Origin of the sequence: uncultured Rikenella sp. (genome assembly GCF_910577125.1) — a bacterium.
In the GTDB taxonomy this organism is placed as follows: domain Bacteria; phylum Bacteroidota; class Bacteroidia; order Bacteroidales; family Rikenellaceae; genus Rikenella.
The window spans coordinates 1-14,963 of sequence record NZ_CAJTMN010000052.1; the positions used below are offsets into that span (position 1 = coordinate 1).

General features: G+C 62.4%; 8 protein-coding genes. 4 read left to right on the forward strand and 4 right to left on the reverse strand.

Annotated features, from left to right (window positions below):
- Window positions 1–228 precede the first annotated feature (228 nt).
- The 3 genes from QZ292_RS06700 to rlmH form a co-directional block, all read right to left on the reverse strand.
- Window positions 229–447, reverse strand: coding sequence for a hypothetical protein (locus QZ292_RS06700; protein ID WP_294599620.1), 219 nt, complete (start codon window positions 445–447; stop codon window positions 229–231).
- Window positions 448–458: 11 nt separating this feature from the next.
- Window positions 459–3,728 carry a HAMP domain-containing sensor histidine kinase gene (locus QZ292_RS06705; RefSeq protein ID WP_294599623.1) on the reverse strand — a complete coding sequence of 1,090 codons (3,270 nt, stop codon included), beginning with the start codon at window positions 3,726–3,728 and terminating at the stop codon, window positions 459–461.
- Window positions 3,729–3,812: 84 nt separating this feature from the next.
- Window positions 3,813–4,289, reverse strand: coding sequence for a 23S rRNA (pseudouridine(1915)-N(3))-methyltransferase RlmH (gene rlmH / locus QZ292_RS06710; protein ID WP_294599628.1), 477 nt, complete (start codon window positions 4,287–4,289; stop codon window positions 3,813–3,815).
- Between the two features lie 993 nt (window positions 4,290–5,282).
- Here rlmH and hisS point away from each other — a divergent pair.
- From hisS to QZ292_RS06730, 4 genes are all read left to right on the forward strand, one after another.
- Complete coding sequence (gene hisS / locus QZ292_RS06715; RefSeq protein WP_294599631.1) at window positions 5,283–6,677, forward strand: histidine--tRNA ligase; 1,395 nt, start codon at window positions 5,283–5,285, stop codon at window positions 6,675–6,677.
- Between the two features lie 28 nt (window positions 6,678–6,705).
- The gene (locus QZ292_RS06720; RefSeq protein ID WP_294599634.1) at window positions 6,706–7,773 is read left to right on the forward strand and encodes a M23 family metallopeptidase; all 1,068 of its coding nucleotides are present in this window, start codon (window positions 6,706–6,708) and stop codon (window positions 7,771–7,773) included.
- Between the two features lie 85 nt (window positions 7,774–7,858).
- Window positions 7,859–11,581 (forward strand): phosphoribosylformylglycinamidine synthase, encoded by a 3,723-nt coding sequence (purL, locus tag QZ292_RS06725; protein WP_294599638.1) that lies wholly within the window; start codon window positions 7,859–7,861, stop codon window positions 11,579–11,581.
- Window positions 11,582–11,597: 16 nt separating this feature from the next.
- Entirely contained in the window at window positions 11,598–12,851 is a 1,254-nt protein-coding gene (locus tag QZ292_RS06730) for a hypothetical protein (RefSeq protein ID WP_294599643.1), read from the forward strand.
- Window positions 12,852–12,932: 81 nt separating this feature from the next.
- On the opposite strand, the gene QZ292_RS06735 is transcribed toward QZ292_RS06730, so the two are convergent.
- A complete protein-coding gene (locus tag QZ292_RS06735) occupies window positions 12,933–14,753 on the reverse strand; it encodes a PNGase F N-terminal domain-containing protein (protein ID WP_294599646.1) in 1,821 nt (606 codons plus the stop codon).
- Window positions 14,754–14,963: the final 210 nt, after the last annotated feature.

The following is a 14,963-nucleotide window of genomic DNA, read 5'->3' on the forward strand; positions in this document are numbered from 1 at the left end:
GCCCGCGGCAATTCTCGTTGGTTGGCCAAGTGCCAACCAACAGAATATGCCCTTTAGGCGTGCGGGCGACTTTCGAGCTTAGAACCGGACGTAACTGCCCTCGGGCCGGGCGGGCCCCACGTCCCGTGGACGGGCGAAACTGCGTTTCGCTAAGGCTGTATCAGCCCAATAGGGTAGAGTCTGCCTGTTAGGGTAGACCCGGCCATTTGTGAGTGCGACACGCACCGTTTATTCCGAGAGGCAACGCAACTGAAGACCGCAGGCACGGCCGTTCGAGCTGCTGGGGTCGAGGTACGTCACGCCGAAATTCAAGTCCAGAGCGTAGATGTTGCCTGTAGTCGCAGACCAACTGAGTCCATAGTGGCCGATGTACACCGGATCGCCTGCGTCTGAACCGCGGTAGCCCGGGGCGGCAATCACGGCGCGTTTGTCCGGCTCGGACGGCAAAGGTGGACGCGCTATGTCTCCGCAGGCTGTTCCGCGTCGTCGATCGGCAGATCGACCACGAATGTCGTCCCCTCGCCCGGAATGCTCTCGAATCCGATGCTCCCGCCCAGCAGCTCGATGATTTTGCGCGATATGGGAAGCCCCAGACCGCTCCCGCTGCTCTTCGTCGTGAAGTTCGGGACGAAAATCTTCGCCTGAATCTCCTCCGGGATACCCGCTCCGTTGTCGCTGATCCGCACGCGTACCCGACCGTCCGATAGGTGTAGCTCGATCCCGATCCGCCCGTCCGGACGGTCGCCGACCGCCTGGACGGCGTTCTGACAGATGTTCACGAAGACCCGCGTCAGGTGATCCGCATCCGCCGTGACCCATACCGGCCCCGTGTCCGGCCCTGGCTCCAGACGGACCTCTATCCCGTCGTGATCCGAGTAGAGGCTCGCCACGTTCCGCAGCAGGACCCGAAGGTCGATCTGGGCGGGGTGTCCCTCGCCCATCTTGGCGAAGTCCGAGAACTCGCTGGCGATCTTGGTCAGCAGGTCGATCTGATCCAGCAGCAGCGAGAGCGTCTCCTGCACCTTGACGTTCAGCTCCGTCTGCTGCTCCTGCTGTTTCAGCGTTCGTTGCAGCATCTGGATCTTGAGCCGCATCGGCGTGAGCGGATTTTTGATCTCGTGCGCCACCTGGCGGGCCATCTCGCGCCAGGCTCCTTCGCGTTCGCTGCGCGCCAGCTGGCGGTAGCTCTCCTCCAGGTAGTCGATCATCCGGTTGTACTGTTCGACGAGCAGCCCCACCTCGTCGCTGATCTGGCGGCTCGAACTGGAGCCTGCGGCGCCGATCTTCTGCATCTTCGAGATGTTCCGCATCGCTTCGTGGAGCTGGTTGAACGGCTTGGTCAGCAGCCGGTAGAGGAACTCCGAGAGGATCACCGAGATGCACAGGATGATCAGGAACAGGTTCAGCACGTCGGCCAGCAGTTCGTGTTGCAGGAAACCGCCGTTCGTTTTGGCCCCGTAGTACTGGAGGTTCAGGTAGCACAGCAGGGCGCCTTCCGAGACGATCGGCACGAAGGCCGAGGTGTACTGCGCCCCTCCGACGTCCATCACGAACATCGGCCGCTTCAGGTAGTGCAGGCTCCGGTAGGCCTGGCTCCGCATCCGGCCCAGGTAGGTCGTGTTGTAGGCCGACGAGGCGATCAGCCGGCCGGCCGGGGTGAACAGGCTGATGGCGAACTCGTCTTTGTGCTGTTCCGTCGCGAGCCACTGTGCCGCCGTCTCGCGGTCGAGCGGATGGGTTGTCAGGTAGCGCGCGAGGTCGGTCGCCAGCCGCTGGATCGTCGTGTTCACCACCCGCCGGTTGTCGCCTTTGAGCCGGGCCATGGTGTGGTGGACGATGACGGTCGTGACGGCCACCATGGCGAAGAGCACCACGCTGATCACCACGGCCCGGATCTTGAGGGTCATCCGGCTGCTGAACCGCTGGATGTCGAACGTGTATCCGGCCAGCTCGAGCAGCAGACCGCACAGGACGAACAGGATCAGGAACGTGTAGGCGTACATCGCCGCCACGTCCAGTATCGTGCTGTCGCGCCGCGAGACGATCAGCAGGCCGTGCCGCGCCCCCGGAGCGTCGTAGTTGAAGAGGTAGTGGGCCTCGCCGTTGGCGTACAGGATGGTGTCGTGTCCGGTCGGCACGGCGCTCAGCAGGGCCTGGTAGTCGTTGTCGTTGCCGTGTTTGAAGTGGATGTAGTCGTCCGTCACCCGGATATACGTGAAGTTCCGGAACCGGATGTCGGGCGTCAGGTCTCCCTCCGGCACCTCTTCGTCCTGCTGGATGATCCGGTCGTGCGGCGAGGTGGCGAGGACTCGGGCGTAGAGCCGCTGGGCGTTGGTCTGTGCCGCCGTGTCCTCCATCGTGGCGAAGAAGGCGAAGTAGGCGCTGTAGATCGCCAGCGAGATCAGAAACGGCCCGAGGTAGCGGTACCTCGGCCGGGAGTAGCCGGTGAGCGCCAGCATCAGGTAGAACAGCAGCAGAATGTAGCCCGTGTAGCGGATCTGCGATTCGAACGGGGCGAGCAGCAGGATGATCAGACCGCCGGTGATGAGGGTGCGCTGCCACAGGTGCCGCGACGCGAAGAGCACGTGGCGCACCTGTACCATCAGGAAACGGATGCCGACGAACAGTACGAACAGCAGGTAGAAGATCACGCTGTTGTACGACAGGTCGAAGATGTCGTATATCTGGACGTTGATCCGCGGCGTGTAGATCGAGAGCACCAGGGCGTAGTGGAAGACGGCGACCACGACGGCCGTCAGCAGGCAGTAGATCGCCACGACGGCGTACTGGATCGGCTGTTTCCTGCGTCGGTAATCCCACCCCAGCTTCGCCCGGATGTTGAACAGGAACGCGACGTAGACGAACCCCATGCCGAAGGTGAGGAAGAGGTCGCCGAGCGATCCCAGGATGACGTTGTTCGATCCGTACACCTTGGCGAACAGCGCTCCGTTGGCGTTCGGTATGCCGGCATAGTGGAGCCCGGTTCGCAGCAGGGCGAGGACGATGAAAAAGAGGGCCGCATGGCGCAGGGCGTTGTGCCGCCGTGTGCGGCTGCGGATCAGGTGCTTGAGGTAGAGGCACAGCAGCAGAATCGCCGCCCAGCCGCAGAACGAGGCTCCTCCCGGCACCTCCTCGCGCGGTTTGGCCTTGACGTAGAACGAACAGTTGTCGGTCTCGATCCGTGCGGCTCCGATCTGTCGCGCGTGGAGGCCGTCGGAAGTGGGCAGCAGGGTGATGCGCTGTTCGCGGAAGATATGGGGGTTGTAGACTCCCGTTTCGTCGTTGTAGAGGTTGATCGTCACCACGGCCGACCGGTTGCCCCGGGCCCGGACGAAGGTGAGCCCCTGGCTCGGCCCGATCTTCCGGATCGATTGCGACGGGGTCAGCCAGAAGTCGTTCATGTTGATCTGGAACGGGAAGTTCGACCAGTAGACCATCGTCGTGTCGCGGAAGAGGAGCAGCGAGACGCCCCGTTCGTTCCACTCGGCCGGCAGGTCGTTGCGCCAGAGCCGTTCGATGTAGAGGCTGTCGTCCTCGGCTTCGAGCCAGCTGCGCGCCACGCGGTCGGTCTCGCGTTCGATGCGGGTGATGGCCGTCCGGATGTGCTTCAGTCCGGGATCGACGTCCTGCCCCACGCGGAACACGGTGAAATAGAGGTTTATGGCGAAGAGCGCGATGGCGGCGGGCAACAGGTAGGGCGCGGTGCGGGCCCTGATCCGCAGTCCCATTGCTCGGAAAGGATTGGCGAAGTTGTGTTGAGAGAATCGCATAGGCATCGGGTGCTGTGGGAACGGCGGGGAGGCGGCGTCGGCCTACCGGTGGTGGTAGGGTTCGCCGCCGAGGATGGTGAAAGCGCGGTAGAGCTGTTCGACGAAGATCAACCGCACCATCTGGTGCGAGAAGGTCAGCCGCGAGAGCGAGATGCGCCGGTCGGCCCTGTCGTAGACCGCCTCCGAGAAGCCGTAGGCCCCTCCGATGACGAAGACGAGCCGTCGTACGCCGCGGTTCATGACCGCTTGGAGGCGGTCGGCGAACCCGACCGATCCGTCGGGCATCGCGCCCCGTTCGTCGAGCAGGACGACATGGTCTCCCGGTGCGATTCGGGCGAGGATGAGCTCACCTTCGGCCGTTTTGATCTGTTCTTCGCGGAGGTTACGGGCGTTTTTGAGTTCGGGCACGACGACGAGGCCGAAGCGTACGTAATGCTTCAGCCTGCCGACATATTCCGCTATGCCGTTTTCCAGCCACGTTCCGGTCGTTTTTCCGACGAGAATCAAATCAATAATCATGCCGTTTTGTCCGTTTCCGGCGGCAAAGTTAGGAAAAAGAGCCGTTCGGGACTCATGTCCGGTGCGTCTGTAAATTGTTATTTCTTCGTATCTTTGTGCGGCCCGGGCGGGCCTGAAGCGCGGCGCGTGAACAGAGAATGAGTCTTGCGGAGCCTAAGGCGTAGCGTAGCTAACTGAAAGTTCTTTGGGTACCTTTCTTTCAAGAAAGGTACGGTTCCAGCCGGCACAAAGCTCGACCGCGCGCGACAGTTGGAGAAGGAAATCATTCAAACGCGTGATTCGCGTTTGAATAAGATTTCCGTCAGCGCGCGGAGCAGAGAATAGGGTAGAGGCTGGCAGTGGAAATGCGCAGCATTTCCCGTCCACGGGACGTGGGGCCCGGCCGGCCCGAGGCCAGTCGAAGCTCGATCGCGCGCCGCCGCCCAAAGAGGCGATTCAACTCTTTCGGCGGTGAGCCGAAAGAGAATGAATCGTCCGAGGCGCGCGGACAGAGTTTAACCCGCGCGCGACCGCTGAAGTAGGAAATCATTCAAACGCGTGTTCGCGTTTGAATACGATTTCCGCTAGCGCGCGGGAAAAGCATTTGGGGTAGAGGCTGCCTTAGCGAAACGTAGTTTCGCCCGTCCACGGGACGTGGGGCCCGCGCGGCCTGAGCGCAGTACCCTCAAACTAAGCTCGCGCGCCACGCCTTAGGAGGGAAATCGTCAAAATGTGCTCGCACGTTTTGACTGGATTTCCCCAGGCGCGCGAACAAAGAACTGCGCGTGAAGTCCGTCGCCCGCCCGCCAACGAGAATTGCCGCGGGCGACTGAAAAAGCGAGAAAAATCCCGCTCGCCTAAGGAGGCGCGTGCCCGAAGCCTGAGTCCTGCGGAGCCCAAGACGTGCTACCCAAAAAGAACCGAGACAATGGGCCGACCCGGCCCATTCCCGCCGCCGGTCAAACGCCCGACGAGTGCACCCTGCTGCGGAAAACGGAAATACACAGATCGATTATGGCCATACAGAAACCATCCATACCCAAAGGGACCCGCGACTTCTCGCCCGTCGAGACCGCGCGGCGCAACTACCTCTTCGACACCATCCGGAGCGTCTTCCGGCGCTACGGCTTCCAGCCCCTCGAAACCCCCAGCATGGAGAACCTCTCCACCCTGCTCGGCAAGTACGGCGACGAAGGCGACAAACTCCTCTTCAAAGTCCTGAACTCCGGCAACTTCCTCAAGGGGGTCGAAGCCGAAGAGCTGCTGGCCGCCGGCGAGAGCGACAGCCCGAACGCGCTTGCCACCCGGATCTGCGAGAAGGGGCTGCGGTACGACCTCACCGTGCCTTTCGCGCGGTACGTCGTGCAGCACCGCAACGAGATCGTCTTCCCGTTCAAACGCTACCAGATCCAGCCCGTGTGGCGCGCCGACCGGCCCCAGAAAGGCAGATACCGGGAGTTCTACCAGTGCGACGTCGACGTCGTCGGGTCGGACTCGCTGCTCAACGAAGTCGAGCTGATCCGGATCGTGCGCGACGTGTTCGGAGCTTTGGGCATCCGGGTCGTGCTGAAACTCAACAACCGCAAGATACTCTACGGCATTGCCGAGACCATCGGCCATGCCGACAAGATGATGGACATCACCGTCGCGATCGACAAACTCGACAAGATCGGCATCGACGCCGTGAACGAAGAGCTCGCCGAACGAGGACTCGACCGCGAAGCCATCGACAAACTGCGCCCCATCCTCGAACTCACAGGCGACAACCGCCAGAAACTCACCGCTATTACCGCCATTATCGGCGACCGTTCCGCCACCGGCCGGCTCGGGATCGAGGAGGTGACCACCGTGCTCGACTATGTGGAGGCGCTCGGAGTGGAGCTGCCCGTCGAACTCGACCTCTCGCTGGCCCGGGGGCTCAACTACTACACCGGCGCGATTTTCGAAGTCAAGGCGCTGGACTTTCCGATGGGGAGCATCTGCGGCGGCGGGCGGTACGACGACCTGACCGGCATCTTCGGCATGCCCGACACCTCGGGCGTGGGGATCAGCTTCGGCGCCGACCGGATTTACGACGTGTTGCTGGGGCTCGACCTCTTCCCGGCCGAGACGGCGGAGAGCGTCCGCGCCCTCTTTGTCCACTTCGGTGCCGAGGAGGCCCGCGAGGCGATGCGCCTGATGGACGGCGTGCGGCGGGCCGATCTGGCCGTCGAGCTCTATCCCGAGCCGGCGAAGATCAAAAAACAGTTCGATTATGCCGAGAAGCGGGGGATTCCGTACCTCATCTTCGTCGGCGAGACCGAGGCGGCGGCGCGGCGGGCCACCGTCAAGCACCTCGCCACGGGCGAGCAGACCGAAGTGCCGTTCGACCGGCTGGCCGACTTCCTGAAGGAGGGACGCTTGCAGTAACCGGTTTCCCGCATACACCTATTATTATATGATTATACCTATGTATTTTCGCATCTTTGCACACCGGTCGCGGCTGGTCGCCGGTCTCTTTTTGGGTCTGACCCTCTGCGCCGCTCCGGGCGAGGCTTCGGCGCAGCGGCGCACCGGGACGCCGGTGACTCCCCGGCTCGAAGAGCTTCCGCGCCGGCCGATGGACACCATTCCGACGGCCGATCCCGAGACCAAAGTCATCATCTTCAGCAATAACACCTGGGAATACTACCGGCCGGAGCTGCGGCGGCTCGACCGTCTGCCCGTCTTCAGCGAACACTGGGACACCGCCTCGGTCTTCTCCTATCGGAACATCGAGCTCGGCGAGCTGCCGGCCACGGTCGATCTGCGCATGGTCGACAGCCTCGGCCAGTTCTGTTGCCCGGTGCAGGGCAAAGTCCTCTCGAAATACGGCCCGCGGCGCAGGCGCAACCACCACGGCGTGGACATCCCGATGAAACCGGGCGAACCGGTGCTGGCCGCGTTCGACGGCAAAGTCCGGTATGCCAAGTACAATACCGGCGGGTACGGGAATCTGGTCATTATCCGCCATCCCAACGGGCTGGAGACCTGGCACTCGCACCTCATGAAGTGCAACGTCCGGGTGGGAGACTACGTCAAAACCGGACAGGTGATCGGCTACGTGGGACAGACCGGGCGCGCTTTCGGGCCCCACCTCCATTTCGAGACCCGCTACTGCGACCAGAGCTTCGACCCGGAGTTCCTCTTCGACTTCGAGAACGGGATGCTCCGCTACCAGACGTTCGCCCTGAACCGCGACTACTTCAGCATCTATTCGCGTGCCTCCGAACTCCTCGAAGAGGACGACGAACCGGACCTGGCCAATACCCTGCTCGCCGAGGCCGACGACTCGACGATGATCCGCGCAGCGCAGCCCAAGCCGGCTTCGGCTACGGGCGCGCCGGTGTACCACATCGTTAAAAAGGGAGATATTCTGGGCCGCATCGCGCCGAAATACGGGACGACCATCGCCCGGATCTGCCAGCTCAACGGCATCGACCGCAACAGCACGCTGAGGCTCGGGCAGCGGCTGCGGGTCAGGTAGCCGCCGCTTTGAAAAACAGCCCGAGACGGGCGGGATTCCGCCCGGAAAAACGTATATTTGAAGATCGAAAACCATACACCATCCCATGATACAACTCTTCCGTAAAGACGACACCCTTTTTGCGGTACAGACCGCCGCGGCGCTCGACCGGACGGCGATCGACAAACTGTGCTGGCTCTTCGGCGACGCCGAGTGGCTCGACGTTTCATCGGTGAGCGGCATCTTCGTCGGCCCCCGGCGCGAGATGATCACCCCGTGGAGCACCAACGCCGTCGAGATTACCCAGAACATGGGCATCGACGGAATCGTGCGGATCGAGGAGTTCCGGATGGTCGACAGCGAGGCCGCGCCGTACGACAAGATGCTCTACCGGATGTATCGGACGATCGACGGCGACGTCTTCACCATCGACAAGCAGCCCGAACCGATCGTCCACATCGAGGACATCGAGGCGTATAACAAAGAGCAGGGCCTGGCGTTAAATCCGGACGAGATCCAGTACCTCAAGGACTTGGCGGTGCGGATCGGGCGACCGCTGACCGACAGCGAGGTGTTCGGCTTCTCGCAGGTCAATTCGGAGCACTGCCGGCACAAGATTTTCAACGGACAGTTCGTCATCGACGGGGAGACTAAACCGGAGACGCTTTTCAAGCTCATCAAGAAGACCACGACCACGAATCCGGGGCGGGTGGTGAGTGCGTATAAGGACAACTGTGCGTTTTTGCAGGGGGCTGTGGTCGAACAGTTCGCGCCGGCTTCGCATGAGGGGCCGGACTATTTCGAGACCGAGGACTTCGAGAGCGTGCTTTCGATCAAGGCCGAGACCCACAACTTTCCGACCACCGTCGAGCCGTTCAACGGCGCCGCGACGGGGACGGGCGGCGAGATCCGCGACCGGATCGCCGGGGGGAAAGGGGCTTTCCCGATGGCCGGGACGGCTTGCTATATGACCGCTTACCCCAGATTAGACGGGGGCAGAAACTGGGAACGCTCCGTTCCGGCCCGGCCGTGGTTGTACCAGACACCGGAGGATATCCTCATCAAGGCTTCGAACGGCGCTTCCGACTTCGGGAACAAGTTCGGGCAGCCGCTGATCACCGGGTCGGTCTACACCTTTGAGCATGCGGAGAACGGGAAGACCTATGGATTCGACAAGGTGATCATGCTCGCCGGGGGGATCGGCTACGGGAAGAAGGTCGATTCGCTGAAAGATGATCCGACGACGGGGGATAAGGTTGTGCTTTTGGGTGGGGATAATTATCGGATCGGTATGGGCGGCGGCGCGGTTTCGAGCGTGGCGACGGGCGAGTATGCCAATGCCATCGAGCTCAATGCCATCCAGCGGTCGAATCCGGAGATGCAGCGGCGGGCGTATAACGCCATCCGGGCATTGAGCGAAGAGCGGGACAATCCGATCATCTCGATTCATGACCACGGGGCGGGGGGACACCTCAATTGCCTGTCGGAACTGGTCGAGGCGACGGGGGGACGGATCGACATCGACCGGCTGCCGATCGGCGACCCGACCTTGTCGGACAAGGAGATCGTCGGGAACGAGTCGCAGGAGCGGATGGGCCTGGTGATGGACGAGAAACACATCGACCGCTTGCGGGCTATTGCCGAGCGCGAGCGGTCGCCGATGTACGTCATCGGGGAGACGACCGGGGACATGCAGTTCACCTTCGTGGACAACCGGACGGGCGAGCGGCCGATCGACCTGCAGCTCAGCGCGATGTTCGGCGAGGCGCCGCGGACGGTGATGACCGACCATACGGTTGTCGAGACCTACCGGGCGCCGGAGTACGACGTCGACCGGGTGGGGGATTACCTGACCGATGTACTGCAATTGGAAGGGGTGGCTTGTAAGGACTGGCTGACCAATAAGGTGGACCGTTCGGTGACGGGGCGCGTGGCGATGCAGCAGACGGCGGGGACGCTCCAGCTGCCGCTCAACGACTGTGCGGTCATTGCGTTGGACTATCAGGGAAAAGCGGGGATCGCGACGGCGCTGGGGCATGCTCCGGCGGCGGCGATGGCCGATCCGGGCAAGGGGTCGGTGCTGGCTATCGCCGAGGCTTTGACCAATATCGTCTTCGCGCCGATCAGGGGAGGATTGGAAGCTATATCTTTGAGTGCCAACTGGATGTGGCCGTGCAAGAACGAGGGGGAAGACGCCCGGCTCTATCGGGCGGTCGAGGCGGCCAGCGACTTTGCACTGGCTTTGAAGATTAACATTCCGACGGGGAAAGACTCTTTGTCGATGACCCAGAAGTATCCGGACGGTCAGGCCGTGATGGCGCCCGGGACGGTGATCATTACCTCGGCGGGCGAGGTTTCGGACGTGAAGAAGTGCGTGCGGGCGGCGATAGATGAGGAATATTGCGGGAAGAGCTCGTTGGTTTATGTGGATATGACCGGCGGCGAGGATTTCCTGTTGGGCGGGAGCGCTTTTGCACAGGTAATCAATGCGGTCGGCTCGTCGGCCGATGTGCCGACGGTCAGGGATGCGGACTATTTCAAACGGGCGTTCAACGCCGTGCAGGAGCTCATCGGGCGGGGCGATGTGCTGGCGGGGCATGACGTGTCGGGCGGCGGCTTGATTACGGCCTTGCTGGAGATGGCCTTCGGGGGGAATCGCGCCGGGTTGGCGGTGGACCTGAACCCGTTGCGGAACGACGACTTGGTGAAGCTCCTGTTCAGCGAAAAACCGGCCGTGGTGCTTCAGGTGGCTGCGGAACGGGCGGAGGCGGTGGTGGCGTCGCTCGACAAGATGGGCGTGGCCGGGGTGCGGATCGCCGAAGTGCTCGGCGAGCGGAAGTTCTCGCTGCGGCACGGGTGCTGCGAACGGCTCCAGCTGGATATCGACAAAATGCGGGATGTGTGGTATCGGACTTCGTACCTCTTGGATCGGAACCAGAGCACGCCGCAGCTGGCGTTGGAACGGTACGAGAACTATAAGAAACAGCCGTTGTACTACGACTTTCCGGCTCATTTCAGCGGCAAATTGTCGCAGTACGGCATCGACCCGAAACGCAAAACGAAAACCGGCATCAAGGCTGCGATTATCCGCGAAAAGGGGTGCCAGTGCGACCGCGAGACCGCGTGGGCGATGCACCTGGCGGGATTCGACGTCAAGGACGTGCATATGACCGACCTCATTTCGGGGCGCGAGACCTTGGAGGAGGTCAATCTGATCGCCTTCGTCGGCGGGTTCTCCAACTCCGACGTGCTGGGGTCTGCCAAGGGGTGGGCCGGGGCGTTCCTCTACAATCCGAAAGCCAAGGAGGCGTTGGAACGCTTCTACGCGCGGCCGGACACCTTGTCGATCGGGATCTGCAACGGCTGCCAGCTGATGGTCGAACTGGGGCTCATCGCGCCGAAGACGGACGAAGAACGGCCGAAGATGCTCCACAACGACTCGCACAAGTTCGAGTCGAGGTTCCTGGGGGTTACGATTCAGCCGTCGCCGAGCGTGATGCTGCGGTCGCTCGAAAATTCGATTTTGGGCGTTTGGGTGGCGCACGGCGAAGGGAAATTCCACCTGCCGTATGCCGAAGAGCATTACCACATCCCGATGAAGTACCTCTATTCGGAGTACCCGGGGAATCCGAACGGCAGCGATTACAACGCCGCCGCGATCTGCTCGGCCGACGGGCGGCACCTGGCGATGATGCCCCACCTGGAACGGGCCCTGCGGCCGTGGAACTGGGGCTATTATCCGAGCCTCGCGCCGCGCTCCGAGGATGAGATCACGCCGTGGATCGAAGCCTTCGTCAATGCCCGCGAGTGGATCAAGGAACGGCAATAGTCGGAATCACCCACCGTTGGAACAGCGCGACCTCGACATACTCGTCACCGACGAAGCCCGGCAGCTCGTCGAACGCTACCTGGAGAGCGATCCGGAGCGGCTGGCCTTTGCGCTGCGCAATCCGGCCGTCACGCACCAGATCCGGATGCTGCAGAAGTGCCGGAATAAGCTTCCCGCTTATTATGCCGCGCGGTGCATCGTGCCGCAGGTCGCTTACGAGCAGTCCAGCGGCGAGGCGGCGGCGGAGATGAAGGCGGAAACCCTGCGCGCTTTTTTGCTCCCCGATGAACGGCGGCTGGCCGTGGATCTGACCTGCGGACTGGGCGTGGATGCGCGGGCCTTGGGAGGGGTCTTCGAGCGGGTGATCGCTGTCGAAAGCGATCCGTTGCGGGCCGGAATCGCCCGGTGGAACTTCGGTTTGTTGGGCGTGGGGAATGTCGAGGTACGGAATTGTACGGCTGAAGCATTTCTGGAACAGTGGACGGCCGATGCCCATGCGGGACAGGCGATTGACCTCGTTTATATCGACCCGTCGCGGAAGAGCGGCGACGGGCGGCGCGTCTACTCGCTGGAGGAGAGCTCGCCGAACGTCTTGGAGCTCTTGCCCGTGTTGCGGCAGGTGGCGCGGCGGATCGTGCTGAAACTCTCGCCGCTGTTCGACGTCGACGAAGTGAACCGCCTGTTCGGCCCGGAGGCCGGCGTGGAGGTCGTCAGCGTCGATGGCGAGTGCAAGGAGGTGCTCGTCTGGCTCGGTTTTTCGGACGAGGCCGAGCGGACACAGGTGTATCGACGGGTGACCGCTATCCGGCACGGCGGGGTGGAGCGGTTCGACTTCGCGCGCGAACAGGCGACGGCGGACTCCGTCGCTTCGACCGGCACGCTGCCGCCCGGCGAGGAGCGTTTCCTATCGGTGCCCGACGTCGGATTTTACAAGTCCAGAACCGTGGCGGCTTATGCGGCACAGTATCTGGGCGACGTGCCCGGGGGATGGCGGGTCGAGGGGGATTGTCTTTTTACTGCAGAGCCGCCGGAACATTTTGCCGGCAAAGTCTACCGGATCACCTTCCGGCATCCGTACCGGCCGAAAGAGATCGCCCGCCTGCTGCGGATGCGGAGCATCCGGCGGGTCAATATCCACCGGCGCGGTTTTTCGGCTTCGGCCGAGGAGGTGGCCCGGGCGCTGGGGGTGCGGCTCGGAGGAAATACCGATCTCTTTTGCCTGACGATACAGGGCGAACCCACCGTCTTTTTCGTCGGCCGGGTGGGTTGAACCGGGGCGATGTGAATATAAAAGCGTGGCGCATATCCGACTTGCGGATATGCGCCACGCTTTATTTATATAGGTATGGAGTTACCGTCTCTTCGACTTCGCTTTGCGAGCCTTTTTGGCAGCTTTGCAATCTCCCGTCTGCAACTCGTTGTTCGGCAGCTGTTCCACCGCCTCGCCGACGATCGCCCCCGACAGACACCAGTAGCTGAAGCTCGACCCCTCCGGCTTGCCCTGCGGAATCGCGATCGTGAACGAGTGTTTCCCCTTCTTCAGGTCGCCCAGCGGAATGTAGACCGGATTGGTTACCGTCCCCGGACACCAGTTCGACCGGCTCAGATCGCTCGACGAGAGGCCGTTGCTGAAGTTCCCCGAAGCCGGGTTCCGCCGCCGGTACGACGAGCAGTCCTCGCGCCACGGGATGAACGTGAAGATCTTTTCGCCGTCCATCCAGACCGTGTTCTCCTTCTGGTTGAATTCGTCGCCGCCGCCCCAGCCGCCGTGTCCGGTGGTCAGGTAGACGAGCTGTGCGCCGCGGATGTTTTCCGGCACGTCGATCGTCACGCGCAGCGAGTCGCTCCCCAGAAAATCAGGGTATCCCTGTCCGCCCTGTTCCATCAGGTTCAGCGAGTTGAAGACCGGCACCACGATCCGCCGCCCCTCTTTGCCGCCTTGCGGGTGGTATTTGAGGGTCAGCGAGAGCTTGTGCCCCTTTTCGGCCCAGTTGCCGATGTAGGCGCCGATCCAGGCCTCGCCTTCGAGCAGCGGAGCGAGGTGGGTGACATCCTGATAGTAGATCACCGAGTCGGCCCACACCTGACCCGGCACGCTGATCCCGCGGTTGTAGCCCCCCACGCCGAACGGGGTGAAGAAGCGGAGCATTTCGACCGGCGTGTCGTAGGTGTCGGTCGCGATGATCCCGGGGTAGGATTTCCCGCTGTTCGAGACGAAGGCGGGGAGGTTGTCGATCCCTTTCACCAGCGCATCGAGGAACGACTGTTCTTTGCCGACCGGAATGACGAAGGCCGATCCGGTGCGGTCATAGGCATCCTTGTCCGCCTTTTGAACCACCTGCACGAAGATGTCGCGTCCTTTGGCCGACTCGGGCAGTTTGACCTTTTTCAGGATGATCGTCCCGCCGCTGACGCGGTAGACGACGTCGGCGAGGAGCGAATCGACGCTCTTCGGCGCGTTCGACTGTGCGATGCCGATGTATTCGTCGCGGAAGACGGGGATGGTGATCACGTCGGCGTTGTTGATGCGGTAGCGGTACATCGAGGCGTCCACTAAGGTGTCGAATGCCGGGATGATCGGGCCGCCGGTCGACGGGATCTTCTCGATGGACTGGGCGCGGAGTCCGATGTGTCCGTTCCGCGAGGTCATCAGAACCAGCCCGTTGGGCAGATGTGCCGCCGGCTGTGCCGTTCCCCGCACGCCGGCCTGGTCGGTGAACCAGTATTTGACGGTGTTGGAGCGGATGATGACCGTGGCGACTTTACAGGGGTAGCCGCAGATGACCGTATCGCTGGGTTCGATCGTGAGGGTGGAGTCGAGCACGAAGGACTGTTCGGTGGCGATCATCTCGCCGTCGGGCATCTCGGCGACGCCGTAGTATTTGCCGGTTCCGTAGTCGATGTATTGGGTCTCGGTGACTCCGCGACGTCGTTCGCCTTTGTTTTTATCGGCTTTGATGCGTTCGGCCCATTCGGGGTTCTGTTGCAGCAACAGGGCGGTGTCGAGTTCGTAGCCGGTGCGGCACTGGTTGCCGTCGACGGTCAGTACGACGCGCATGGCCGAAGCGCGGTTGCCGCGTCCGGGTGTGGCATAGGTGACTTTCAGAGCCTCGTCGGCGAAGGCGCCGGTGGCGAGCAGTCCGAGAGCGGCGCTCAGGAGGATTTTTTTCATACGAGTTTTTCGGTTGGTATTTAGTTGTTTGTTAAGTGTTCGTTGTTGGGCGGTAATCGGGCGGGTGAGGCTGCCTTAGCGAAACGCGGTTTCGCCCGTCCATGGGACGTGGGGGCCTGAGGGCTGTTCCATCCTGTTAGGTAGAGGCTGCCGCAGAAATGCGGAGCATTTCCCGTCCACGGGACGTGGGGCCCGCGCGGCCCGAGCGCA